General features: G+C 65.6%; 22 protein-coding genes. 7 read left to right on the forward strand and 15 right to left on the reverse strand.

Going from position 1 to position 24,252, the window contains the following annotated elements; all coding sequences use genetic code 11:
- The 3 genes from VGQ94_06565 to VGQ94_06575 form a co-directional block, all read left to right on the forward strand.
- Positions 1 to 290, forward strand: a 290-nt coding sequence (locus VGQ94_06565; protein HEV2022175.1) for a TlpA disulfide reductase family protein, incomplete at its 5' end; no start/stop codon positions are given.
- Positions 290 to 793, forward strand: coding sequence for a protein-disulfide reductase DsbD N-terminal domain-containing protein (locus VGQ94_06570; protein ID HEV2022176.1), 504 nt, complete (start codon positions 290 to 292; stop codon positions 791 to 793). The genes VGQ94_06565 and VGQ94_06570, both read left to right, overlap by 1 nt.
- Before the next feature lie 88 nt (positions 794 to 881).
- Positions 882 to 2,864, forward strand: coding sequence for a CocE/NonD family hydrolase (locus tag VGQ94_06575; GenBank protein ID HEV2022177.1), 1,983 nt, complete (start codon positions 882 to 884; stop codon positions 2,862 to 2,864).
- A 35-nt stretch (positions 2,865 to 2,899) separates the two neighbouring features.
- Here the strand turns inward: VGQ94_06575 and VGQ94_06580 are convergent, their stop codons facing one another.
- From VGQ94_06580 to gltX, 3 genes are read right to left on the reverse strand one after another with little or no spacing between them, the layout of a single operon-like run.
- Entirely contained in the window at positions 2,900 to 3,301 is a 402-nt protein-coding gene (locus VGQ94_06580; GenBank protein HEV2022178.1) for a hypothetical protein, read from the reverse strand.
- 31 nt (positions 3,302 to 3,332) lie between these two features.
- Positions 3,333 to 3,944, reverse strand: coding sequence for a hypothetical protein (locus tag VGQ94_06585; protein ID HEV2022179.1), 612 nt, complete (start codon positions 3,942 to 3,944; stop codon positions 3,333 to 3,335).
- Complete coding sequence (gene gltX / locus VGQ94_06590) at positions 3,904 to 5,325, reverse strand: glutamate--tRNA ligase (protein ID HEV2022180.1); 1,422 nt, start codon at positions 5,323 to 5,325, stop codon at positions 3,904 to 3,906. Before gltX ends, VGQ94_06585 begins: the two co-directional genes overlap by 41 nt.
- Positions 5,326 to 5,553: 228 nt before the next feature.
- Between gltX and VGQ94_06595 the strand changes: the two genes are divergently transcribed.
- On the forward strand, positions 5,554 to 8,394 hold the full coding sequence (locus VGQ94_06595) for a diguanylate cyclase (protein HEV2022181.1): 2,841 nt from the start codon (positions 5,554 to 5,556) through the stop codon (positions 8,392 to 8,394).
- Positions 8,395 to 8,401: 7 nt separating this feature from the next.
- Here VGQ94_06595 and VGQ94_06600 read toward each other — a convergent pair whose 3' ends face one another.
- From VGQ94_06600 to VGQ94_06615, 4 genes are read right to left on the reverse strand one after another with little or no spacing between them, the layout of a single operon-like run.
- Positions 8,402 to 10,237 (reverse strand): M14 family metallopeptidase, encoded by a 1,836-nt coding sequence (locus tag VGQ94_06600; protein HEV2022182.1) that lies wholly within the window; start codon positions 10,235 to 10,237, stop codon positions 8,402 to 8,404.
- An 11-nt stretch (positions 10,238 to 10,248) separates the two neighbouring features.
- Positions 10,249 to 10,743, reverse strand: coding sequence for a 2-C-methyl-D-erythritol 2,4-cyclodiphosphate synthase (ispF, locus tag VGQ94_06605; GenBank protein ID HEV2022183.1), 495 nt, complete (start codon positions 10,741 to 10,743; stop codon positions 10,249 to 10,251).
- Positions 10,743 to 11,474, reverse strand: coding sequence for a 2-C-methyl-D-erythritol 4-phosphate cytidylyltransferase (gene ispD / locus VGQ94_06610; protein HEV2022184.1), 732 nt, complete (start codon positions 11,472 to 11,474; stop codon positions 10,743 to 10,745). The genes ispF and ispD overlap by 1 nt, the downstream gene beginning before the upstream one ends.
- 46 nt (positions 11,475 to 11,520) lie before the next feature.
- Positions 11,521 to 12,468 carry a PIN domain-containing protein gene (locus VGQ94_06615; GenBank protein HEV2022185.1) on the reverse strand — a complete coding sequence of 316 codons (948 nt, stop codon included), beginning with the start codon at positions 12,466 to 12,468 and terminating at the stop codon, positions 11,521 to 11,523.
- A 1,222-nt stretch (positions 12,469 to 13,690) separates the two neighbouring features.
- On the opposite strand from VGQ94_06615, the gene VGQ94_06620 reads away from it, so the two are divergent.
- Positions 13,691 to 14,044 (forward strand): hypothetical protein, encoded by a 354-nt coding sequence (locus tag VGQ94_06620; protein HEV2022186.1) that lies wholly within the window; start codon positions 13,691 to 13,693, stop codon positions 14,042 to 14,044.
- Positions 14,045 to 14,158: 114 nt separating this feature from the next.
- On the opposite strand, the gene moeB is transcribed toward VGQ94_06620, so the two are convergent.
- The 3 genes from moeB to VGQ94_06635 form a co-directional block, all read right to left on the reverse strand.
- On the reverse strand, positions 14,159 to 15,334 hold the full coding sequence (gene moeB / locus VGQ94_06625) for a molybdopterin-synthase adenylyltransferase MoeB (GenBank protein HEV2022187.1): 1,176 nt from the start codon (positions 15,332 to 15,334) through the stop codon (positions 14,159 to 14,161).
- A 69-nt stretch (positions 15,335 to 15,403) separates the two neighbouring features.
- Entirely contained in the window at positions 15,404 to 15,676 is a 273-nt protein-coding gene (locus VGQ94_06630) for a MoaD/ThiS family protein (GenBank protein HEV2022188.1), read from the reverse strand.
- Between the two features lie 22 nt (positions 15,677 to 15,698).
- On the reverse strand, positions 15,699 to 16,154 hold the full coding sequence (locus VGQ94_06635; protein ID HEV2022189.1) for a M67 family metallopeptidase: 456 nt from the start codon (positions 16,152 to 16,154) through the stop codon (positions 15,699 to 15,701).
- Between the two features lie 220 nt (positions 16,155 to 16,374).
- On the opposite strand from VGQ94_06635, the gene VGQ94_06640 reads away from it, so the two are divergent.
- The gene (locus tag VGQ94_06640; GenBank protein ID HEV2022190.1) at positions 16,375 to 16,866 is read left to right on the forward strand and encodes a hypothetical protein; all 492 of its coding nucleotides are present in this window, start codon (positions 16,375 to 16,377) and stop codon (positions 16,864 to 16,866) included.
- A gap of 124 nt (positions 16,867 to 16,990) precedes the next feature.
- On the opposite strand, the gene VGQ94_06645 is transcribed toward VGQ94_06640, so the two are convergent.
- The 4 genes from VGQ94_06645 to rsmI all read right to left on the reverse strand — a co-directional run bounded on the left by VGQ94_06645 (position 16,991) and on the right by rsmI (position 22,149).
- Positions 16,991 to 17,218 carry a GIY-YIG nuclease family protein gene (locus VGQ94_06645; protein ID HEV2022191.1) on the reverse strand — a complete coding sequence of 76 codons (228 nt, stop codon included), beginning with the start codon at positions 17,216 to 17,218 and terminating at the stop codon, positions 16,991 to 16,993.
- Positions 17,219 to 17,461: 243 nt separating this feature from the next.
- Positions 17,462 to 19,132: an adenylate/guanylate cyclase domain-containing protein gene (locus VGQ94_06650; GenBank protein ID HEV2022192.1), complete on the reverse strand. Its 1,671-nt coding sequence runs from the start codon at positions 19,130 to 19,132 to the stop codon at positions 17,462 to 17,464.
- A gap of 15 nt (positions 19,133 to 19,147) precedes the next feature.
- Positions 19,148 to 21,163, reverse strand: coding sequence for a protein kinase (locus tag VGQ94_06655; protein HEV2022193.1), 2,016 nt, complete (start codon positions 21,161 to 21,163; stop codon positions 19,148 to 19,150).
- A gap of 113 nt (positions 21,164 to 21,276) precedes the next feature.
- Positions 21,277 to 22,149: a 16S rRNA (cytidine(1402)-2'-O)-methyltransferase gene (gene rsmI, locus VGQ94_06660; protein HEV2022194.1), complete on the reverse strand. Its 873-nt coding sequence runs from the start codon at positions 22,147 to 22,149 to the stop codon at positions 21,277 to 21,279.
- Positions 22,150 to 22,345: 196 nt separating this feature from the next.
- On the opposite strand from rsmI, the gene VGQ94_06665 reads away from it, so the two are divergent.
- Positions 22,346 to 22,678, forward strand: a complete 333-nt coding sequence (locus VGQ94_06665) for a zinc ribbon domain-containing protein (protein ID HEV2022195.1) — start codon at positions 22,346 to 22,348, stop codon at positions 22,676 to 22,678.
- 7 nt (positions 22,679 to 22,685) lie between these two features.
- Here VGQ94_06665 and VGQ94_06670 read toward each other — a convergent pair whose 3' ends face one another.
- Positions 22,686 to 24,194: an AAA family ATPase gene (locus VGQ94_06670; GenBank protein ID HEV2022196.1), complete on the reverse strand. Its 1,509-nt coding sequence runs from the start codon at positions 24,192 to 24,194 to the stop codon at positions 22,686 to 22,688.
- Positions 24,195 to 24,252: the final 58 nt, after the last annotated feature.

Below are 24,252 nucleotides of genomic sequence, written 5' to 3' on the forward strand. Positions count from 1 at the left end.
CCATGGACGACTCCCAGGAGGACGTGGAGAAGTTCGTCAAGGAGATGGGCGTCCACTACACCATCGTGATGGGGCGCGATTCGGTGGCCGACGCCTATGGCGGCGTGCCGTATCTCCCGGGCACGTTCTACATCGACCGCACCGGCAAGATCGTGGACCGGGTCTTCGGCCTGGCCGGACACGGCGACATCGAGGAGAACATCAAGCGCTCGCTGGCCCAGGGGGCGGCCCCGGTGAATGCATCCACGCCAACGCCCGAGGCATCGAAACCCCAGGAACAGAAACAATGATGAGGCTCCGGCTCCAATCCGTGTTGGCCCTGCTGGCGTTGCTCGCGGCCGGAGCGCTGGCGCAGGATTCGCTCGTCCCCAAGACGCCCATCGTCATCGCCATGCCGCCGGAGGCGGCGGCCGTGGCTCCGGGCGGGAACGTTCGGGTGGAGCTGCGCTTCCGCGTCAGCCCCGGCTATCACATTAACTCCAACAAACCTCACTCGGAGTTCCTCATCCCCACGCGGCTGAAGTTGAGCCCCCCGGCGAACCTTACGCCGGGTAGCATCGTCTATCCGGAGGGGACGGATCTGACCTTCGCTTTTTCGCCCGGGGAGAAGCTGAACGTCTATGCCGGTGACTTCACGGTGCGCGCCGAGCTGCGCGCCCTGGGTTCCGCGCCCGCGGGGAGCTACAAGGTGCTGGGCGAACTGCGCTTCCAGGCCTGCACCGACCGCGCCTGCTTCCCGCCCACCAAGCTCCCGGTGGAATTCGAAGTCACGGTGCGCAAGCCCCGTTCTTAGTTCGTAGTAAGATGCGGCCCCCTCAGGATGAAGATGAGGGCGCTGCCTACGGGCGCGAGTAATGGCCATCCTTCGCGAGGGAACTCACATGAAGACGATTGACCGCGTTCGCACGCTGATCTTGCTCGCGCCGGTGCTGGGCGCCCTGTTGTTGTTCGTCGAACCGTCGGCGGCCCAGAGCGCCCCGCCGCCTCCCGCATACCCTGCCTTGCCGAGCGAAACGCCGACCAAGCTCGTGCCCGCGACCGATAGCTTCGACTACATCCGGCGCGACGTGATGATCCCCATGCGCGACGGAGTGAAGCTGCACACCGTCATCCTTGTGCCCAAGGGCGCCAAAGGCGCGCCCATCCTCCTTACGCGCACGCCCTACAACGCCACCGAACTCACCAGCCACTCCCCAAGCGCACACCTCGGCCCGATCCTGAACGGCTACGACAATGCCACCGACGTCATCGTCGAGGGCGGTTACATCCGCGTGGTTCAGGACGTGCGCGGCAAGTACGGCTCCGAGGGCGACTATGTGATGAACCGCCCCCTGCACGGGCCGCAGAACCCGACGCCGGTCGATCACGCCACCGACACCTACGACACCATCGACTGGCTGGTGAAAAACATCCCAGAAAGCAACGGCAAAGTCGGCATTCTCGGCATCTCCTATGACGGTTTTTTGCCCCTGATGGCGCTGGTGAATCCCCATCCGGCGCTCAAAGTGGCGGTGCCGATGAACCCCATGGTCGATGGCTGGATGGGCGATGACTGGTTCCATTACGGCGCCTTCCGCCAGCAGAACATGCCCTACATTTACGAGCAGGTGGGGACGCACGCGAATGACGCCAAGTGGTGGACGAGCAACTTTGACGACTATGACATGTTCATGCAGGCGGGATCAGCAGGGGAACTCGGGCGGCGCCGCGGGCTCGAACAGGTCGGCTTCTGGCGGAAGCTTCTCGATCATCCCAGCTACGACGCCTTCTGGCGCGACCAGGCGGTGGACAAACTACTGGCGGCCCAACCGCTGAAAGTGCCGGTGATGCTGGTACACAGCCTCTGGGACCAGGAGGACATCTACGGAGCCATCGCCGTCTACAAGGCAATCAAGCCGAAGGACACAGAGAACGACAAGGTATTTCTGGTCCTGGGTCCCTGGCATCACGGCCAGGAGATCGCGGACGGCAGCACGCTCGGCGCCCTCAGATTCAACAGCGATACCGCGCTCACCTTCCGCAGAGAGATCTTGCGTCCGTTTCTGGACCAATACCTCAAGGACGGCGCGCCCAAAGCCGCCGTCCCGCCCGTCATGGCGTTTGAAACTGGGACGAACACATGGCGGCGCCTGCCCGCCTGGCCAGCCGGCTGCGCGAGCGGCTGCACCGTTCGACCCACGCCGCTCTATCTCACCGCGGGTCTGAAGTTGAGCTTTACCGCGCCGGGTGCTGGCGATGCGACGTTCGACGAGTATGTGTCCAACCCCGCCAAGCCCGTGCCCTTCCGCGCCAGGCCCATTCAACCCGTCGGCTACGACGACAAGGGCCTCACCTGGCCCAAGTGGCTCGTGGACGATCAGCGGGAAGCGTCCGGCCGCCCGGATGTCGTCGTGTTTGTCTCTGACGTATTGAGCGCACGGGTGAAGATCAGCGGACAGCCAATCGCGAATCTGATCGCGTCCACCAGCGGCACGGACTCCGACTGGGTGGTCAAGGTGATCGACGTCTACCCCGACGAGGTCGCAGGCCAGCCGGCCATGGGCGGATATCAATTGATGGTTTCCGCCGACATCTTCCGCGGCCGCTATCGCGAGAGCCTGGAGATGGCCAAACCCATCGCGCCCGACCAGGCCCTGCTCTACCGCTTCGCCCTGCCCACGGCGAACCACGTCTTCCTGCCCGGCCACCGGATCATGGTTCAGGTGCAGTCGAGCTGGTTCCCGCTCTACGACCGCAATCCACAGACTTTCGTGCCCAGCATCTTCTGGGCCAAGCCGGAGGATTACCGAAAGGCCGTGCAGCGGATCTACCACGTGCCCGGCCAGGCGAGCTTCATCGAACTGCCTCTAGTGGCGACGCCTTGAGGCGAGGCTCTTAGGCCGCGGTTACGCTTCCGCTCTCACTCCATCTTCAACTGCATGGTCTCGTCGATGCTCAGGGTGTGCGACACGCCTGCGTTGGGCGGCCCGGAGTAGCTCGCGGTGATGCGGAAGCCGCTGTCGGTGGTCTCGGCGGAGTAGCTGTAGGGGCCGCGATGGTTGGTGGGCATGCTGATGTCGCCGTTCGAGCGCAGTTCGTCGATGGAGACGTATTTTCCGTCGGCGGCGAAGTGGCGGCGCTCGGCGCTGGCCAGCGCGATCAGGTCGTTCTTCACCCCCACCACGTCAATGGTCGAGCGCGGCGTGGCCGTGCTGCCCGCGCCACCGCCTCCCGGCGTCACCGATTGCGCCTGCCGCATGTAGATGTAGGCGCCAATCCCCAGCACGATCAACAACCCGATAAAACCCAAAGCCCGGGACATAGGAACCTCCAGCGCGAGATTGTACGCCCGCTCAGCCGGTGGGCAGACCGAAGGCTTCCGGGACCTCTTCCGCAGCCAGCGTCTCCTTCAGCCGCGCGATGAGGAACTCCGCGTCGTCGCGCGACAACCATCGCCCCAGCACCAGAATGAAGGCGGCGAAGATAGGGACTGCCGGCGCGGCCCACGGCGGCACGCTCCCGTGGCAGGAGAGCGGGTAGACGTGGCACAGGTAGGGCACCGCGGCCAGGACGAGTGTGATGATGGAGAGCCAGAGAGTCATGATCCATAGCACCCAGCGGCGCGTGCCCAGTCGCACGCGCATGCGCGTCCCATCCGGCGCCAGCTCGAAGCGGGCAGCGGCCTCGATCTGCAGGTCGTTCTTGTAGAAGATTTTCTTGCGTACCGCGAATCCGTATTGGGAAACCGCGCCGATTAATGGACGGCCCGCTGTACCGCGGGCGGACCAAAGGATGGCCATGCGCGAACTCCAGGGGATCACCAGCGGCTCCAGTCGGCGGCAACACTCCTCGGGCGCCAGCCGCGTGCGCAGCGTGCGGTACTCGACGCCGAACGGATTGAGCGAGGAGCTCAGCTTTGGGACCTCATCCGGCGGCGAGGGTCGAGGCGCTGCGCAGGCGCGCAACGGTCTTATCTTTTCCCAGCGCGACCATCACCGCGAACAGGCTGGGCGCCACCGCTTGTCCGGTCAGCGCTACGCGCGCGCCGTTGATGAGCGCGCCCGCCTTCACGTTCTTCTCCGCCGCCAGCTCGCGCAGGATCTTCTCCGCACTCTCCTCGGTGAATCCGTTGGCCGTGCCGGCATAGCGCGCCCCCAACTCCGCCAGAAGCTCGCGCACCGCGCCGTCCTTCAGGTACTTGGCGGCGGCGGCCGAGTCGGTCTCGTAGTCATCGGTGAAGAAGGCGCGAAAGGAGGTGGCGAAGTCCTTCAGGTTGCGCGCCCGGGGCTTGAGCAGGTCAATGGTCGAGAACAGCCACTCCCGGTCACTGCGCGCGGGTTGCACTCCCGCCTTCTTCCACTCTTCTTCGACCAGCGGCTCCAGCTCCGACGCCGGGTAGGCGCGGATGTACTCGCTGTTGAACCAGTCGAGCTTGGCGTTGTCGAAGACGGCGTTGGAGCGCGAGATGCCCTCCAGGCCGAAGAGGGAGATGAGCTCCGCGTCGTGCAGGATCTCCTTCGACGAATCCGGCGGCGTCCAGCCCAAGAGAGCCAGAAAATTGCGAAACGCCTCCGGCACGATGCCCTGGTCGCGGTAGGCGATTACCGAAGTGGCACCGTGGCGCTTCGAGAGGCGCGTCTTGTCGGGACCGAGGATGAGCGGCACGTGTGCGAATACCGGCAGCGCCGCTCCCAGGGCCTGATAGAGCAGCACCTGCTTGGGCGTGTTGGAGAGGTGGTCGGCGCCGCGGATTACGTGCGAGATGCGCATCTCGATGTCATCCGCCACTATGCTCAGGTGATAGGTAGGCCCGCCGTCGGAGCGCAGTAGGACGAAGTCTTCGAGCTCGGCGTTCGAGAATTCCACGCGCCCGAAGACGCCGTCGTCGAAACCCGTCTGCCCGCTCTGTGGCACGGCGAAGCGCACGGCGCAGGCGTCGCCCGCAGCGCGCCGGCGATCGGCTTCGGCGGCTGGGATCTTGCGGCACTCGCCTCCGCAGCGCGGCGGACGTCCCGCGGCCTGGGCCGCGGCGCGCCGCTGCTCCAGTTGCTCCTTGGTGCAGAAGCAGTAGTAGGCGTGACCGCCAGCCACCAGGCGCCCAGCCGCCACGCGGTAAGACTCCATGCGCTCAGTCTGAGAGTACGGGCCTTCGTCCCAATCCAGCCCCAGCCAGCGCATCCCCTCGAGGATGCCCTCGACCATCTCCGGTGTAGAGCGCTCGAGGTCGGTGTCCTCAATGCGCAGCAGGAGGCGACCGCCGTGATGGCGGGCGAACAGCCAGTTGAACAGCGCGGTGCGCGCCCCGCCCACGTGCAGGTATCCCGTAGGAGAGGGAGCGAATCGCACGCGGATCTCGTCGGAAGGGCTCATGCGGGCCAGAAACCGATGTTACGGGCCGCTGGAAACAAGCGTCAAGTCGCGGTTTTTCAGGTACTTAAGTAATCGCCCGGTACCAGTCTTTGTATTGACTCGACTTCGGCGGCCCCATATAGTTCGGGCAGGCAAAGTCCCGGGTTCTGAACTGCGATTCTCCGCCCCCTCCTGACAGCCCCCGGGGTTGAGGGGGGCCCTAATATGCCCAGCCTAGTCGACGCGATTCTTGCCGGCATCCTTGCGCTGTTGTCGGGCGTGGTGCTCATCCACTTGCTGCGGCAGCGCCACGAGCGGCACATGGTGGAGGAGAACCTGCCCTCCTTCTCCGTGCTGGAAGTGGATGCCACCCGTGTGCTCGAGCCCGGCGACGTGGCCCCTGCCCTGCTGCGGCAACTGGACCGGCTGGCGCGGCTGATCGGCAGCCGGCGCAGCGCCATCTACATCAGCGAGCGCTGGAGCAACGTCTTGCCCTCGGTGCAAGGCGGCTTCGCCGGAAGCTTTCTTTCCTCCCTGGAGCAGGCCGGGGGAGAAGCCCTCAGCACGCTGGCGCAGAGGCAGCCCGGGCCCGTGCGGGTGCGCGACCTCTATGAAGAAGATGGTCCGCTGATTCCCGCCCCCTCGGAACAGAAGGCGCACCTGCGCGAGTTGCTGGCCGGGGAAGGGGTCACGGCGTTGACTGCCCTCAGCCTGCGGGCCCACGACCGCTGCTTGGGCGTGGCCCTGTTCGCGCACGACGGCAGCCCCTCTCTCAGCGGCGCTCAAACGCGAATCCTGACCACGATGGGCCTGCAGCTCTCCATGACCCTGGAAAACTACGTGCTCATGCACAACGCCCAGCGGCGCACGCGCGAGTTCGAGCTGCTCACCCAGATCGGTCAGGTGGTGAGCTCGCACCTGGACCCGGACGAGGTGCTGCTGGCCATTCACCGCGAGCTGGGGCGCCTGTTCGACACCCGCAACTTCAGCGTGGCCTTCGTCGAAGGCGAGAGCGTGCGCTTCGAGCTGGAGGTGGAAGAGGGCCGGGTGCAGTCCAAGCGCTCCCGCCCCAGAGGCAACGAGATCACCGAATACATCGCGAAGAGCGGCCGCCCGCTGCTGATCCGCAGCGGGGTGGAGCCGTTGCTGGCGCAACTGGGGCTGGCCTCCACCGGCCGGCTGGCTCGCTGTTTCGCCGGCGTACCCGTGGTGATGCACGGGCGCCCGGTGGGCGTGATGGCGGCCCAGCATTACGAGCGCGATGGCGTTTACGACCAGCGCGACCTGGAGGTGCTGCAAACCGCCGCCGGACAGGTGGCGGTGGCCATGGAGAACGCCCGCCTGTTCGCCGAGCAGCAAAAGCGCGCCAGCTACCTGGCGTTCCTCAACAACGTCTCCAAGACCGCCATCTCCAGCCAGAATGCGGAGCAGATGATGGCGGAGATCGTCAGCGAGGTGCAAAAGAACTTTCAGTTCGACCACATCGGCATCGGCATCCTGGACTACGCCACCAAGGACATCGAGATCAAGGCGGAAGCGGGGAGCACGGCCAAGGCGCTGGGCAAGCGCGTGCCGCTGGGCACCGGTATCATGGGCCGCGTGGCTCGCACCAACGAAATGATGCTGGCGCAGAACACCGGAGAGGGACACCTGCTGGGCATCCTGCCGCAGTCGCGCTCCGTACTCTGCATCCCGGTGAGCTACGGGGAGACCCTGCTGGGCGTGCTCAACGTGGAGAGCCAGCGCGAGAACGCCTTCGCCGAGCAGGAGGTGCTCATCCTGCGGACGCTCGCCGACCTGCTGGCCACCGCCCTGCACAATTCTTTCGTCTTCCAGAAGATGGAGCAGCAGTCCATCACCGACGGCCTCACCGGGGTCAAGACCCGCCGCTTCTTCCTGGAGTCAGTGCAGGCGGAGTGGAAGCGTTCGGCACGCGCCGGGCGCCCCTTCTCCCTGGTGCTCATCGACCTCGACCGCTTCAAGGAGATCAACGACGCCATGGGCCACCTGGAAGGCGACCTGGTGCTGGCCCGCGTGGGTCGCCTGCTGGAGCAAAAGTGCCGGCAGTCCAACGTGGTGGCCCGCTATGGCGGCGACGAGTTCGTCATCCTCATGCCGGAGACCGGAGTGGAGCAGGCGCACACGCTCTCCGAGCGCCTGCGCCTGTGGATCGCCGGCGACCCCATGCTGGCCGAGCGCAAGCTCACCGGCAGCTTCGGCGTCGCCACCTTCCCGCTGCACGGCGCCGGGGTGGAAGACATCCTGCGCATGGCGGATGCCGGCATGTACATCTCCAAGCACGCCGGCGGCAACCGCGTCTCCCCCGCGGGGGAATTCGCCACCACGGAAAAGCTTTCCTCGAAACAACTGGCCAACCTCTATGTGGAGGGCTTCCTGCGCCGCGAGGAAGGCGACCTCAGTTCCGTGGATGAGCTGATGACGACCCTGGAGCGCCTGAGCGCCGCGGTGCGCGCCGAGCATCGCGACGAAGCGCTGCGCGACGCCATCCGCACTCTGAACCGCACCGCCGAGACCCGGGAGATGCACTGCGTGGGCCACGGCGAGCAGGTGGCGCACTATGCCGAGGTGCTGGGCGCGGAGATGGGACTGCCTCCCGCCGAGCTGGCCGAATTGGTCTTCGCCGCCGGCGTACATGATGTGGGCAAGATTGTCGTCCCAGAGCACATCCTCAACAAGGCCGGCCCGCTCACCGAGGACGAGTACCGCGTGGTCAAGACCCACGTGGAGGTTTCCGCGCAGATCCTGAGCGTCATCCCCAACGGCGAGCGCTTGCGCGGGATCGTGGCGCATCACCACGAGCGCTTTGACGGCGCCGGCTACCCCGCCGGCCTGCGCGGCGAGCACATCCCGCTGGGCGCGCGCATCCTGGCCGTCGCCGAAGCCTTTGTCAACATGATCACAGACCGCCCCTATGCCACCACCCGCAGCTCCGCCGAAGCCCTGGCCGAGATGGAACGGCTCTCCGGCACCCAGTTTGACGGCCTGCTGGTGCGCATGCTGATGCGCCAGGTGAAGGACCTGAAGCCGGATCGGAAAGGGAAGTAAGGCGCGCTTACTTCGGCAGCGGCACGCCCTCAAGCGACCTCAGCCGGCCCACCGGGTACAGCCCTTGGTGCGGGTCCCACCAGGGCGAGCGGTGGAAGAAGAAGTTCAGCCGCGCCCGCGGGTCGGCGGCGAATTCCTTGTCGTTCGTCACCTTCTGCTCGAACTCTTCCTTGAGCTTCGGATCCTTGGCCATCATGTCGCGCGCCAGCTTTTCCAGCACGTAGCTCTCCCCATATTCCTTCTGTTCGAAGATGGCGTCGAAGAATCCCCAGGCCACGGCTGAGTCCGGGCTCTGCGGCTCCAGCCAGTGGATGGCGATCTTGGCGGCACGCTGGTCGAGCGCCACGACCGCGGAGCCCGCCGGGAAAGAGAGCGTCTCGCGCACCGCGCGGCAGCCCATCCCGCTGCCGGTGGGGGAGAACTCCCCACCGCCTTGCGCCGGATGACGGCCCTCGAACGGCCGCTCCTGCCACTTGACCTCGCAGCGGTAGGTCTCCACCTCCGCCGACCAGGGCGCGGTCGTGCGCACCATCTTCAGCCCGTGCGCGCTCAGCACGTCGATCACGCTCGTCCATTGCGCCGGCACGATGTAGGCGCGCGGCGGCGCGACCATCACCGTGGCCTTCAACTCGTTGTGCAGCGGGATGTCGATGTTCTCCGGCTCGTGGGTGAAGCGCGTCCACGGAACGCCGGAGACCTCGCTCAACTCGACCACGCGCTTGTAGCCCAGGAAGTGGAATGGAACGCTGGAATCGGTGGCTGCGAGGCGCAGCGGGAACTGCGCGGCCGCGTCGGACTGCTGTCCGGCGCGGATGGTGGCGGCGTCGGCTTCGCGGTTCATCCGGACCAGCGCGTCGGCGTCGCGATTGATCATTTCCAGCAGCGCGCGCAGCAACTCGTAGTTCCCGGTGACGCGCGTCTTGTAGTCCTTGAGCATGTGCATCTCCACCAGGAAGCCCGGCCGGTTCTGCAGGATCATGTAGCCGGTGGAGAAGCGTGGCGTGTCCTGGCCGACGGTCAGCCCCCGGCTCGGATTGGCTTCGCCCACGCCCACGTACTCGCCGATGACGTGCCCGGAATCGCTGACCGACTTCTCGATGTAGGGCTTGAGCTGCTCGCGGATCCACTGAGCCAGCGCCGGATCGACGTCCGGCCCGGAGTCGATGGCGTAAGTGGTGTCGTACTGGTAGTCGGCGCCGTCGGTAACGTGGTCGTCCACGAAAAAGTCCGGCAGCCACGCCTGGAACAGCTTAAGCAGGGCGCGGGTCTCGGGCGCGTCCGCCTTCATGTAGTCGCGGTTCAAGTTCAGGTTGCGGGCCTGCGTGCGCCAGCCCATCTCCTCCGGCCCGTTCTGGTTGATGCGGTTGTAGGGGCCGAAGCGTTCGTGCCCGTCGGCGTTGTAGATGGGCAGGATCACCACCACCGCGCGGTCCAGCAGCTTGGCCTGCGTCTTGGTGATGAGCATCTCTCGCAGCAGCGCCAGGCAGGAGTCCTTGCCATCCATCTCGCCGGCGTGGATGGCATTCTGGATGAGCAGGATGGGCCGGTTCGCCTTGTGCAGCGCCGCGGGGTCGAAGACACCGTCCTTGGAGAGGATGACGGCAATCAGGTCGCGCCCTTCGTCCGTCCTCCCGAAAGTTGTGATCTTCACCTGCCTGGGCGCGGCTGCGGCCACCCGGCGCACGTAGGCCATGGTCTCGTCATAGCGCGGCGTGGTGCGGTAGTCGGAGATTTCCGCCGGAGTCCGCCAGTCGGCGCTGGCCGGCGCCGCCGGGCCCGCCTTCTGCGCGATGGCCAGGGAACACAGAAACAGTGACAACAGGAAAGCGGCTGCGTTTTTCATGGGTCTTCTGATTACCTTCGAACGGCTCGGGATTTACTCTTTTTTCGCTCCACCAGCAGCACCGCCACCTGGGCGATGGCGGTGTTCTTCAGCTTCAGCCCCTCGGGCGTCTTGGCTTTGACGCCGACCGCGCCGGGCGCGACGCCCAGGAGCCTGGCCACCTGCTTCTGGATGCGCTTGGCATGAGGCCCGATCTTGGGCGCCGCCAGGATCAGCGTCGAATCCACGTTGGCGACCGCGTAGCCGGCACGCGCCACCTGCTGCAGCGCTTCGCGCACGAAGATAGTGGAGTCGGCGCCCTTCCATTTCTTGTCCGAAGGAGGGAAGTACGACCCGATGTCACCCGCCGCCACCGCGCCCAGCAAAGCGTCGGTGAGCGCGTGCAGCAGCACGTCGCCGTCAGAGTGGCCGGCCAGGCCGCTCGCGTGTGCCAGCCGTATCCCGCCGATCTTCAGCGGGATCCCCTTGCGGAATTCGTGCGAGTCCCAACCGATGCCGATGCGCATCACCGACCCCGCTTTTCCTGCGAAAGATAGAACTCCGCCAGCTCCAAGTCCGCCGGCGTCGTGATCTTGATGTTGCGGGCCGAGCCCATCACCACCGCCACCTCGTGCCCTGCGCGCTCCACCAGCGAAGCCTCGTCGGTGCCGGTGAAGCCGTCAGCCAGCGCCTCCTCGAAGGCCTTCTTCAAGACCGCGCAGCGAAAGCCCTGCGGCGTTTGCACCTGCACCACGCGCTCGCGGGGGATGGTAGCGGTCACGATGGCGCCGTCGGCAGTGCGCTCCACCTGCTTGACCGTGTCCACCGCCGGCACGCCGGCGATGGCCGCGCCGTGCTTTTGCGCCGCGTCAATCACGCTGCGGATGATCTCGAGATCCACGAAGGGGCGGACCGCATCGTGTACCAGCACGATGTCCTCGGCTTCCGCCTTCACCTGCGCCAGCGCGTTGGCCACCGACTGCTGCCGGCTCTCCCCGCCTTCTACCAGATGCACCTTCTTCCCCAAATCCTCTTTTTCCAGGCGGCTCCGGAACGGTTCGACCTCGCCCTTGGGAAGCGCAACGTAGATCTCATTCACGGATTCGGCGGCAGCGAACTTGCGCAGGGTAAGGATGAGGATGGGCACGCCGCCGATCTCGGTGAACTGCTTGGAGGGGCCTGGCTTCTTGCCCGGCTTGGACGGCAGGGCCATGCGCGTCCCCAGGCCGGCGGCGGGAATGATGACGATGACTTTCATGAGGGGCGAAAAGTATAAACCACCGAGCCCGCGCCGGGGCTCGACGCTACTCCGCGGGCCGCTCCGCGGCGACCGGCTGCGGCTTGCGCTCCGGGCGGGGTTCGGCACGGCTGGCGGCGCCGCGCTCGTCGAACTTGCCGAAAATCATCTTCCCCGCCGTGGTCTGTAGCACCGAGGTCACGGAAATGTCCACCGTCTTGCCGATCATCTTGCGCGCGTTGTCCACCACCACCATGGTGCCATCGTCCAGGTAAGCGACGCCCTGGTTGTACTCCTTGCCCTCTTTGAGGATGAACACCTTCATGATCTCGCCCGGCAGCACGATGGGTTTCAAGGAATTGGCCAGCTCGTTGATGTTGAGCACGGCCACGCCCTGCAGTTGCGCCACCTTGTTGAGGTTGAAGTCGTTGGTGACGATCTTGGCCTCGTAGGCCTTGGCCAGCTCGATCAGCTTCAGGTCCACCTCGCGGATAGTGGGAAAGTCGTCCTCGATGAACTGGAGGTCGAGCACGGCCATCTTCTGCAGGCGTTGCAGGATGTCCAGGCCGCGGCGGCCGCGGTTGCGCTTGAGCGAGTCGGCGGAATCGGCCACAAGTTGCAGCTCGCGCAACACGAACTGGGGGATCATGATGATGCCGTCCACAAACCCGGTCTCGGCGACGTCGGCGATGCGCCCGTCGATGATCACGCTGGTGTCCAGGATCTTGTAGCTCTTCTTGGACTGCTTCTCGCCCCCGAAGATGCCACCCAGCGCCGCCAGGTTCAGCAGGTCGCCCTTGTTGGCGCCCACGATCAGGCCTACATAGGCCATCAGCAGCATGACCAGCAGCTGCAGGAAGCTCTGGGTGCTACCCGCGGCCAGGCTGTTGTGGATGACCAGGCTGAACAGGTAGGCGCCGAGGATGCCCAGGATGCTGCCGATGGCCGCCCCGATCAGCCGCTTCAGGCTGATGGCGCGCAGGCGCATCTCGAACAGGATGATGGCGAGACCCATGCCAGCCCCGGCTGCAGCGGCGGCAGGCGCCGGCCACTTCGAAAGGCCGAAGGGCTGCAGGATCCAGCAAGCAACAGCTACGATCAGAACAAAAATCAGACGAATGACAGCCATGTCCATAGCGGGACCTCCGTATGGAGCCACTCTCTGCCCGCCCCTGTGGAGTCGCCGAAACGGCTGTCGAAGGACGCGGCAAGAACGGTCCCGTACTGCTCAATAGCGGAGCGTATGAAGGAGAAGGAATGTGCTCCGCCCGCCGCCCGCAAAGCGGGACAGCGGAAACAAAACCAGTATGGCGGGAAGTATAACGCACCCGCGGATAGTTATCTATTGAGTTAACAGAGGCAGCTTGGTTTTTTGTTGACCGGAGAGATAACAGGCCGCATTGTGGTGGCGGCGCGCGACCCAGGAAGGCGGGCCCCGGGAGCGCCGCAAGCGAGAATCCTTGAGTTAGGCCGAACCCGAAACTGGGAGATGAGCGGCCGTCGTCCTTCCCGAAGCTGGGGGGGGACACTATAAAGAGCCGGCGCAAATTCTCGGGGGAGAAACGCGCCGGCTTTTTAATTGTGCAGTAGAACCGGCCATCTCGGAAGTCAGGTGTCCTACGAGGTGTCCAGACCGTGCCGTCCCCGCCGCCCAAATCAGGCAAAGACCGTGTGGCACAGGCGTCCTCGCCTGTGCCCCCGGCCGGAGCGCCTCTCCCGTAGAGGCGGCCGTCAGGCCGTCTCCCAGAAGGATCGTGTGGATGCGGGCGACTCGCCCGCGCGCGGAAAAGGCCGCAAGCCACGCGGCCCGGCCGCCCGCATCCCGCCAAACATCCCGGCAACCCTCCCCCCGTTATCGCTCACTAAACATCCGTAATGCCGTCCAATGCAGGGAGTGGGGTCCGAACGGGCCGGCTCCGGGGACGGGGTCGAGCCGAAAAAGACCGGAAACTTTAAGCCCCTGGGAGACGTAATTACTTGGTGAATGCCGGAGCGCAGTACGCGCTGCGGCGGCAGGAAAAGGTTAAGGGGTTAAACAGATCGTTCCGCCGACGGGTTGGAGGCCTCGGGGCGTGGGCGATCTCAAGGGAAAGGCGGGTCCGCGAGGACGCGTCTTTTCGTTTAACCCCGCGGCACATTCTAGGCCTCCGCAACGGAAATGCAAGAGGCGTTCGCAGCCCGACCGCGGCCGCCCTTGCCGTGGTTCAGGCTGAGGCCTGGGAAAAGAGAGGAACATCATGAAATTCGCAAAACTGACCCGAGTGCTGGTTCCGGTGTTGGTGCTGGCGCTCACCGCCACCGCCTTTGCCGCCAACGGCGCGGCGACGGTGAAGCTGTTCAGCGCGGCACAACTCAACGGCAAGTCACTGGCCGCCGGGGAATACAAGGTCAAGTGGGACAGCCACAGTCCGGAGGCGGACGTGACCTTCCTGCAGGGTAAGACCGCGGTAGCAACGGCCCACGCCAAGCTGGTGGACCGCGACCAGGCATCGCCGGAGAACGTGGTCGTCACCCACGCCAACAGCGACGGATCGGAGACCATCGTCGAGATCCGCTTTGAGGGCAAGAAGTCGGTCCTGGTGTTCGAGTAATCGGCGGCCGCGGCGGCCCGGCGACGCGGGCCGCTCTCAGGCCATGGAAAAGCCCCGGCACCCTCAACCTGGGCGTGCCGGGGCTTCGCCATCCTGGGATGGATGCGGTCGACCTCAGTACTTCGGCATCCTGGGGTCGATGCGGTCGGCCCAGGCCAGAATGCCGCCCGTCAGGTTCCAGACCTTGCGGAAGCCGGCAGCGCGCAGGAACTCCACCGCATCGGCGCTGCGCTTGCCGGAGCGGCAGTGGGCGACGATCTCGCGGCTGGAGTCGAGCTCGTGCACGCGCTTGGCCAGGTCGCCCAGCGGGATGAGGTGGCCCTGCAGGTTGCAGATCTGGTATTCGTGGGGCTCGCGCACGTCGAGCACGAAGACGTCCTCCCCAGCGTCCAGCCTGCGCTTCAGCTCTTCCACCTCGATGGCCGGCACTTGCGTGGCCATGGAAGCCTGCTCGGCGCGGACGCCGCAGAATTCCTGATAGTCGATCAGCTCATGGATGGTCGGATTCGCTCCGCACACCGGGCACTGCGGATTCTTGCGCAGCTTGAGCTCGCGAAACCTCATGCTCATGGCGTCCACCAGAAGCAGCCGCCCGATCAGCGATTGCTCGCGGTCGGCGCCCAGGATTAGCTTGATGGTTTCCGTCGCCTGGATCACGCCCACCAGCCCCGGCAGGATTCCCAGCACGCCTCCTTCGGCGCACGAGGGTACCAGCCCCGGTGGCGGCGGTTCGGGATAGAGGCAGCGGTAGCAGGGGCCGTCTTTCGCGGCGAAGACGCTGGCCTGCCCTTCAAAGCGGAAGATGGAGCCATAGACGTTGGGCTTGCCGGTGAGCACGCAGGCGTCGTTCACCAGGTAGCGGGTGGGGAAGTTGTCGGTGCCGTCGGCGACGATGTCGAACTGGCGGAAAAGCTCGAGCGCGTTGGCGCTGGTCAGCTTGGTGTCGAACTTCCGCACCTCGACCTGCGGGTTGATGCCGGCCAGCGTCTCCGCCGCCGAATCCAGCTTCTTGCGGCCCACGTCCGCGGTGGAGTGCAGGATCTGCCGCTGCAGGTTGGTGAAGTCCACCACGTCGAAATCCACCAGGCCCAGCGTGCCTACGCCCGCCGCCGCCAGGTACAGGGCCAGCGGCGATCCCAGTCCGCCCGCCCCGATGCACAGCACCTTCGCCGCCTTCAGCTTGAGCTGCCCCTCCATGCCCACCTCGGGCATGATCAGGTGGCGCGAGTAGCGCAGCACTTCCTCGTTGGAGAGTGTGCCGGTCTCGGGTTTCTGGGTAACGGCTTTCATCGCACCTGAATGCAGATTGCAGATTCGGGGATTCTTCAATCGCCAATCGTCAATCGTCAATAGTCAATTCTACCCTCCCGCAATCGAGGGGACGATGGACAGGTTGTCGCCTTCTTTCACCGGGGTGTTCTCCTGTTGCAGGTAGCGGATGTCTTCGTCGTTGAGGTAGAAGTTCACGAAGGCGCGCAGCTTGCCGTCGTCGGTGTACAGGTGGCGGCGCAGGTCCGGATACTGCGCGGTGAGGGCGGCCAGCCCTTGGCCGGCCGTGCTGCCGGCGACCTCCACCACGTCCTTCTTCTCCGCGTACGGGCGCAGCGGGGTGGGGATATGGATCTTCATCATTCCCCTTAGATGTATGCCGCGCTTAACGGGATTCAACCGAAGCAGCCCCTACGACCTCGATCTCCTCATCCACGAAGTGCTTTTCCTCTTCGCTTTGGCCGGCCAGCTCGAAAGAGCAGGTGCGGCTGGCCCGCCCGCCTTCCACAGAGGTGATCACGTAGGAGCAGCCCGTCCAGTGCGCCTCGGCCAGGTCGGTCTCGGACCAGCGCGCCGGATGGTCGGGATGCGAGTGGTAAAAGCCGACCACATCCTCCCCGCGCTCCCGCGCCTCGCGCTGGATGCGGAGCAGCTCCTTGGGGTCGATGTTGTAGCGGTTCTGCGGCGAGTCGCTGCGGGTGTTGCCGCAGCGCTCGACCGAGCTGACCCGACGCACCTCGGCTTCCAGCCGTCCCAGCAGCACCCCACAGCACTCGTTGGGGTAGGTTTCTTCCCCGTGGCGACGGAGGCCCTCCAGCGCGAATTGGGAGATTCTGAGCATCGCTCCTCAGTTCCCAGGGGACTTTTTTAGAGTCCTGTTGTCGAATTCGTTACGGTCAAGCTAAGTCACTGGAAACACTACTATATAACCACCGCCGGTTGCCGGGGGCAAGCCCCTGGCCTACCAAAAAGTCCGCGTCCACGGGCAACGCCAGCCGTCTAAGGCTATATCGTATGGACTAGGCCGCTCGGGTGGACGGCGCAGTTTTCTAGGGAGAAACATGGGAATCTTCAGTAAACCAGAGCAGCGGGACTACGACCAGACGGTGGCCTACCTGCGCGAGCACGGCTTCGACCTGCTGGAGGCCCCGGCCACGGCCCACCGCATTTTCCTCAAGAAGCACAACTGCTCGGCCGCCATCGAGAAGGACGAGCAGGGCGGCGTGCGCCTGTTCGCCAAGCCCGGCCACCTGATCGCGGGCGAGATCTCCAAGCTCATCGACCGCGGCTACCAGAAGTTCCTCATGACCTCGAAGAGCGAGGTCCCGGCCACCGCCGACCACCTGCGCGCCCTGCACCAGTTCAGCGAGGAGCTGAAGGAAGCCCTGGGCCAGACCAGCCTCTACAACGAGTCCTTGGGGACGGTGAGTGACCGCTACCAGTACGACCGCGTCGAGCACCGCGATGAGCCCGTTGCCGCCCGTCCTCCCAAAGCCTGGGAGGCGGAACCCGTCGCCGCCGCCAAGTCCTCCTCCGGCAAGCGCCGCGCCTGAAGAGCCAGTTCTCGGTTCCCAGTACTCAGTTCCCAGTACAATCTTCCGTGGATTGAAATGCCGGCCACGGACTCCATCATCACCGCCGCCCAGCAACCGCTCGGCCAGGTCGCTTGGTTCGACCTCAGCGACCCGGCCTCCAGCCCTTCAACTGCTTCTCGCGGCGGATTGCTTTCAAGACACTGTCGAAGCTCTCGTAGTAGACAAGACGTGTGCAGTGGTACTTGCTGCTGAAGCCTTCGATCTCTCCTGCTCTATGTTGACGGACGCGAACTTCGAGATCATTGGTAATGCCAAGGTAGAGAGTGCCGGTTCTGCTGGTCACGATGTAGACCCAGAACTTCCGATGCATCGTCAGAGTGCCTTGGGGCGGCATCGTAGCACGGGCATGGCGGGGGTCCTTCGACTCGGCGCTCGCACGCTCGCGCCTCGCTCAGGATGACAAAGCTAGACCCTAGCTCCTTCCCCTTCGACTTCGCTCAGGGTCAGGATTTCGGCAGCGGGCTCAGACGCCCGCTGAACGCCTCAACTTCGACTCGCCCGTCCACGGGCGGGCTCGCTCAGGATGACAGCCGTTAAGGGTGGGGGTTTCCCCTCACGCCGCCCCTACCCAGCGCACGATGAACACCAAGAGCGGCAGGGACTTGCCCTTGACCAGCAGCGGCGGCATGGGAGCGCAATCGAAGCCGTCGCCGAGTTCGGCGGCGGTCGTGTCCGTGATCAGGATCTGGCCTCCGGCGGCGTGTGAGACCAGGCGCGAGGCCACGTTGACGGTGTCGCCGATCACGGTGTAGTCCAGGCGCCGCGGCGAGCCGATGTTCCCGGCGGTGACGATCCCCGTGCTCACCCCGATGCCCACCTTCAGTTCCGGCCACTGGCGCGCGACGGAGTCGCGGTTCAGTTCCAGCACCAGCCTCTGGATGGCGATGGCGGCGCCGACCGCGTTGGCGGCGTCTTTCCCCTTGGAGATGGGCGCGCCGAACACCGCCAGCAGGCCGTCGCCCAGGTACTTGTCCAGCGTCCCGCCGTGGTCGAAGACCACGTCCGTCATGCGGGTGAAGAGTTCGTTCAGGATCTCCACCACCTTCTCCGGCGCCAGTTGCTCGGAGATGCTGGTGAAGCCGCGGATGTCGCAGAACAGCACGCTGACCTTCTGATTGACGCCGCCCAGGCGCACGTTGGGGTCGGCGGCGATCATCTCCACCACGTCCGGGGAGAGGAAGCGCTCGAGCGCCGAGCGGTGCAGCGCCTGCTCGGCCAGTTGCTGGCGCGCCAGCGCCGAGGCCAGGGCGGAGGCCGCTTGCGCCCCCACCAGTGCGAAGACGTTCAACTCCTCTTCGCTGAAGGCGAATTTCTTTTCCAGGTTGTCCACGTAGAGCAGGCCCAGCAGCCGGCCGGATTCGACGCCGGATTCGACCAAAGGCGCGCACATGGCGGAGCGCAAGCCGGAGATCTTCACGCTCTCGCTTCCCTGGAAGCGCTCGTCGGCTGCGGCGTCGGCGATCAGGATGGGAACCTTCTCCTGGCGGATGCGCTCCAGGATGGAGCGGCCCAGGATGATGCGCGGCTGCTCCTGGGCGGGCCGGCGGCGATGCGTCTTCTCACCGGCATGGCGCGAGGCGCCACGGCGGGTACCGGAGCGGTAGTGCACCTCGGTCTGCCGCGAGACTTCGCCGGCCGCGTCGAAGAACATCATGAAGCCGCGCTCCACGCCCTCGATGCGGAAGGCCAGCGCCATCACCTCCTCGGCCAGGTCGTCGAGCAAAAGCGTCGAGTTCAGCGCCTTGCCGGCGTCGTAGAGCACCGTCAGCAGGTACTTCTCCTGCTCCAGTTGACGGATGCGCTCCACCAGCTCGGCCGAGGTCCCGCTGGGCGCCTTGACAGAGCGCAAACCCCGGCCGGTGTCGCGGCCTTCGAGCACGTCGCGCAGGGTGGCGGGAATCTCCGCTTTGCGGATGACCACCGGGGCGATGTCGGTGGACTCGAACTTGAGCTCGTAGACGCCGACCTTCACCCGGTCTCCGTACACCAGCGCGGTTTCCGTGGAGATAGTTTTCCCGTTCACCACCACGCCGTTGGTGCTGCTGCGGTCGGCGACCAGCACGTCGCCATTCTTCTCCTGCTTGAACACGGCATGGAAGCGGGAGACGCTCTCGTCATCCAGCACCAGGTCGTTGGCGCTGCCGCGCCCGATGGTGACCACCGGCTTGGCCAGCTCCAGGATGCCAATGGCGCCGTCCGGGGAAGAGATGATGAGGCGAGCCATGGCAGGCTTTGGGGGCTACTGCTTCTCCAGCTTCTGGTTGAAGGGGACTTTCTTGCCTTCCTGGACGATGACGGTCTTCTGCACCGGCTTGTAGCCCTCCAGCCTGAGGACGAGGTGGTAGGTGCCCGGGTCGAGGATGAGCTTGGCGGGCGCCTTCTTTTCGTAGGGATGGCTGTTCACCAGGATCACGGCGCCCCGGGGATCGGTGTGGACGTCCACCTGGCCTTTGCCCACTGGGATGCCGCCAAAGAAGGTCTTGAGCTTGTTCACGGTGCTCTCGCCGCCGGAGCTGCCCGGCTGCAGCTTGGGAGCGAACGCGAAGCGCTGGCCCTCGGCGACCTGGGCGGTGACGCTGGCGTCGGCGAAGCCCGACTTGCGCACCACGATCTTGTGTTCGCCCTTCTCCACCCCGATCTGCGCGGGCGTCAGCTTCCCGGTCTCTCGGCCGTCCACCAGGATGGCGGCGCCGGCCGGAGTACTCCAGACCGAGAGCGTGGAAGCCGACACCGGCAGTTGCGCGTGCACGGTCAGGCTGCGGCCCGCCGCCACTTGCACTGCCTGCGTCTGTGTGATGTAGCCGGCCTTGGAGAAGGCCACGGTGTGCTTTCCCGCGCTCCTGCTGGGGTCGGTGAAGGGCGTGATCCAGGTGGGTTCCGTCCAGCCATCGATCTGCACCTGGGCGCCGGGGGGATTGGAGGTCAGTCGCATCTCACCGGAGTCCGGCGCGACCTTGCGTCCCCGAGTCATGGGAGCCGAGGTCACGCTGATGGGCTGCGAGCTCCCCTTGGGTGCGCTGATGGCCTTCCCTTCCGGCGGCTTGCTGGCATGCCCCGCGGCCGTGGTTGCGCCGGAGGTCGGCGAGCCCGCCTGCCTCGCCGCCGGCTGCGACCCGGCAGGCTGGGATGTCTGAGGTTGGCCGGCCGGTGGGGAGCTGGTTTGCTGCGGCGCTGCAGTTGTCTGCTGCTGCGCCGCCGGCGCCGCGGCCCGATGGCGGTAGTAGGCGAAGCCGGCCACGGCCAGCAGTAGCAGCGCGCCGGCTGCGGCGTACGATCGTTTGGCCCACGCCCGGGCCGCGGGAGCGCCTGCGGCAGCCGGCTTTGCTTTCTCGTTCCTGGCCGCAGGAGCCATCGCTGCTGCCTGACCCATGTCGGCCGCGGAGGAAGAGCGCGTGGCCACGCTCGTCGTGGGCTCGCCGGCAGGCCCGTAGGCCTTGTAGCTCTCGAGCGCCTGGACCAGGTCGGCGCCCTTCTGGAAGCGCTCCTCCGGCGACTTGGAGAGCGCCTTGGTGATGATCCAGCTCAGCCCGGGGTGGATGGTGACGTCGAGGTCCCGCGGCGGGATGGGGTTCTCGTGCACGATCTTGTACACGATGGTGGTGACGTTCTGCCCGGTGAAGGGCTTCTCGCCCGTGACCATCTCGTAGAGGATCACGCCGAAGCTGAACAGGTCGGAGCGCCCGTCCAGCGGCCTCCCCTTCACCTGCTCCGGCGACATGTAGTTGGGAGTCCCCAGCACCTGGCCGACGGTGGTCATGGCGGTGCCCCAGGACTTGGCGATGCCGAAGTCCATGATCTTCACCGAGCCGTCGGCCTCGATCATGATGTTGGCGGGCTTGACGTCGCGGTGCACCACACCGTGCGAGTGCGCGTAGTCCAGCCCCGCACACACCTGGCGGGAGTACTCGACCACCTTGTCCACAGCGATCACCCGCTTGTCCGCCAGCAGGCGGTGCAGCGTTACCCCTTCGATGCACTCCATGGCGATGTAGAACACGCCATCCTGCTCGCCGGCGTCGTAGATGGTGACGATGTTGCCGTGGTTCATGACCCCCGCAGCCTTGGCTTCGTTACGGAAGCGCTGCAGCATCTCCTCGGACTCGCTGCCGTGGGCGTCCAACCGCATGGTCTTGAGGGCGACGGTGCGGCCGATGGTGGGGTCGGTGGCCTTGTACACCACGCCCATGGCGCCCTTGCCTACCTCGCCGATGATCTTGTATCGGCCGACGTGATCGATTTTGATTTCGGAAGCCATGGTGGAACCTGGGCGTAACCTCCAGCGGCGGTCCCCCAGCGGCCTGGGCCGAAAGGAGGGAATCAAAAATACAGTAATTTCGAAGGGCCCGTCAACGCGGCGAGGGCGCCATATCAGCGCGGGCTGCGCTGCAGTTCGCGGTAGGCTTCGCTCTTGGAGACGCCCATCTCCCGGGCCACCACCTTGAGCGCCGCCTTTTCATCCAGCTGGCGCTCCTGCATCACTTCCTGCAGCCGGATGCGGACGCTCTTCTTTTTCGTTAGCTCGACCGGGACCGGCCCGCCGCCTGCGTCCTCGGCGGCCCGCACCAGCAGCGTGATCTCGCCCTTGATCTCCCGCTCCTGCAACTGCTTCAACAGGTCGCCGGCGTGTCCGCGCAGGAACTCTTCGTGCAGCTTGGTGACTTCGCGCGCGATCACCACCTGGCGCGCGGGACCCAGCACCTCCACCAGGTCGGCGAGGGTTTCCTTCAACCGGTGGGGCGCCTCGTAGAAGATCTGGGTTCGGGGCGAGTCGCGGAAGTGCTCCAGCTCCTTGAGCCGGGCGCCGCGCCTGGCTGGCAGGAAGCCGCCGAAACGGAAGGAGTCGGTGGGCAGGCCGCTCGCCGCCAGCGCCGCCACGAAGGCCGACGCGCCGGGAATCGGCACCACGGGAATGCCGTGGCGGATGGCGAGGGAGATCAGCCGATAGCCCGGGTCGGAGATGCCCGGCATGCCGGCATCGGAGACCAGCGCCACCTTGGCGCCTTCCTCCAGTTCCACCAGCAGCCCGGCGGCCCGCGTCATCTCGTTGTGCTCGTGGTAGCTCACCGTGCGGGTGGTGACGCCGTAGTGGTTCAGCAGCTTCTGCGTCTGCCGCGTGTCTTCGCAGGCGATCACATCCGCGTCCTTCAGGATACGCAGCGCGCGCAGCGTGATGTCTTCCAGGTTGCCGATGGGCGTGGCCACCAGGTAGAGCACGCCGCCGGATTGCTCCTGCGCTTTCATCGAGCAAAGTTTACACCGCCGCCCTACATCCCAAGCGCATCGAGGGAACCCTATGCGAGCTATCGCAGCAACCCTTATAACAATGTCATCCTGAGCGAGGCGCGAGCGGGCGCCAGCGCCTCGCTCAGGATGACAGCAACGAAGTTACAACGGCAGAGAGCCGGTCTAGAATGAGCCGAGCGAAGGAACTCAAGCGATGCCCATGTACGAGTATCAGTGCCGGAAGTGCAAGCATCGCTTCGAGCGCATCCGGAAGTTCTCTGACCGGGCACTGAAGACCTGCCCGGAGTGTGGCGGCAGGCTGGAACAGCTGGTTTCGGCTTCGTCGGTGAGATTTAAAGGCTCCGGCTGGTACGCGACCGACTACCCGAGCAAGGGCTCCGGCAAGAGCTCGGGAGAAGGCGCGGGCGAGAAAGCCGGCAGCGAGAAGGCCGGCAGCGAGAGCTCCTCCGCCGGATCAGAGACCAAGCCGGAAGCCAAGCCCAAGACCGAGACTTTTCCCAAGAAATCCCAAGACAAGAAGAAGTGAGCCGCCCTTAGCTGGCCGAGCGTTTGCGGGAGGCCGCCGCCGGCCGCTTCTCCCGGCCAGCGGGCTTCTCGGCTGAGGCCCGGCTGACCTCGAAGGTCATCTTGCGGGCTTTGGGGTCGGCATCCGCCACCACATGGTCGCCGTGCAGCGCCTCGCCGTCCAGGATCTTGAGCGCCAGCGGATCCTGGATCAGGCGCTGGATGGCGCGCTTGAGCGGACGAGCGCCGTAGTTCACGTCGTAGCCCTCGGTGAACAGCAGCTCGCGAGCGCTGTCGGTCAGCTCGATGGAGATCTTGCGGCCGGCCAGCAGGCGGCGCAGGTCCTCCGGGCGTAGCTCGACGATGTGCGTAAGTTGTTCCTTGCCCAGCGGGCGGAAAATGACGACGTCGTCCACGCGGTTCAGGAACTCAGCCTTGAAGTGGCTGCGCAGCGTAAGCAGCACCTGCTCCGAAGCCTCGTCGAAGGCCTCGGGAGTGCGCAGCGCGTCCGCCTGCAGGTACGAGGCACCCAGGTTCGAGGTCATGATGACCACCACGTTCTTGAAGTCCACGGTGCGGCCCTTGCCGTCGGTGAGGCGGCCGTCCTCCATGATCTGCAGCAGGATGTTGAGCATATTGGCAGCGTCCATCGCCCCCTCGGCCGCGCCCGCCCCCACCAGCGTGTGCAGCTCGTCGATGAACAGGATGACGCGGCCCTCGGATTCCTCGATCTCCTTCAGCACCGCTTTCAGCCGGTCTTCGAACTCGCCGCGGTACTTGGCGCCGGCCACCATCGCTCCCAGATCGAGCGCCACCAGGCTTTTCGACTTCAGCATCTCCGGGACATCGCCGGAAATAATGCGCTGCGCCAGGCCCTCGACGATGGCGGTCTTGCCCACGCCCGGCTCGCCGATCAGTACCGGGTTGTTCTTGGTGCGGCGGCACAGCACCTGGACCACGCGGCGCACCTCATCGTCGCGGCCGATCACCGGGTCGAGCTTGCCGCGCCGCGCCAGCTCCGTCAGGTCGCGGGCATAGCGCTCGAGCGCCTGGAACTTGGCTTCAGGATTCGGGTCGGTCACCCGCTGCGTTCCCCGGACGGACGTCAGCGCCTTCAGCACGGCCTCGTGCGCGGCCCCGTGCTTCTGCAGTAGGAGCTGGGCGGGATCCTTCTTGGCCTGGGTCAGGGCGAGCAGCATATGCTCGGTGGAGACGTAGTCATCCTTGAACTGGTCGGCCTCGCGGAAGGCCTGCTCCATGACCTTGGAAAGGGGAGGGGAGAGCGCAGCCTGCATCGCCGTAGAGCCCGAGACCTTGGGCGGCGTCTCCAGGGCCTGTTCCGCATCGGCGCGCAGCGCTTCCAGGTTGAGGCCGATCTTGGCCAGCACCGGGGCCACGATGCCCTCGCGGTCCTCCAGCAGACCGGCGAGCAGATGCAGCGGCACCAGCTCGGAGTTGCCGCGGCGCGAGGCAGCGTCGTTCGCCGCCCGCATGGCTTCCTGCGCCTTCAGCGTCAACTTGTCCCAGCGAATGCTCATGGCTCACCTTCCTTAGAATCTCCTGAACCAACAATGCAAGAACCGGGAGGCCGAACCA

The sequence above is a fragment of the Terriglobales bacterium genome (assembly GCA_035937135.1).
Classification (GTDB): Bacteria; Acidobacteriota; Terriglobia; order Terriglobales; family Acidobacteriaceae; genus DASYVL01.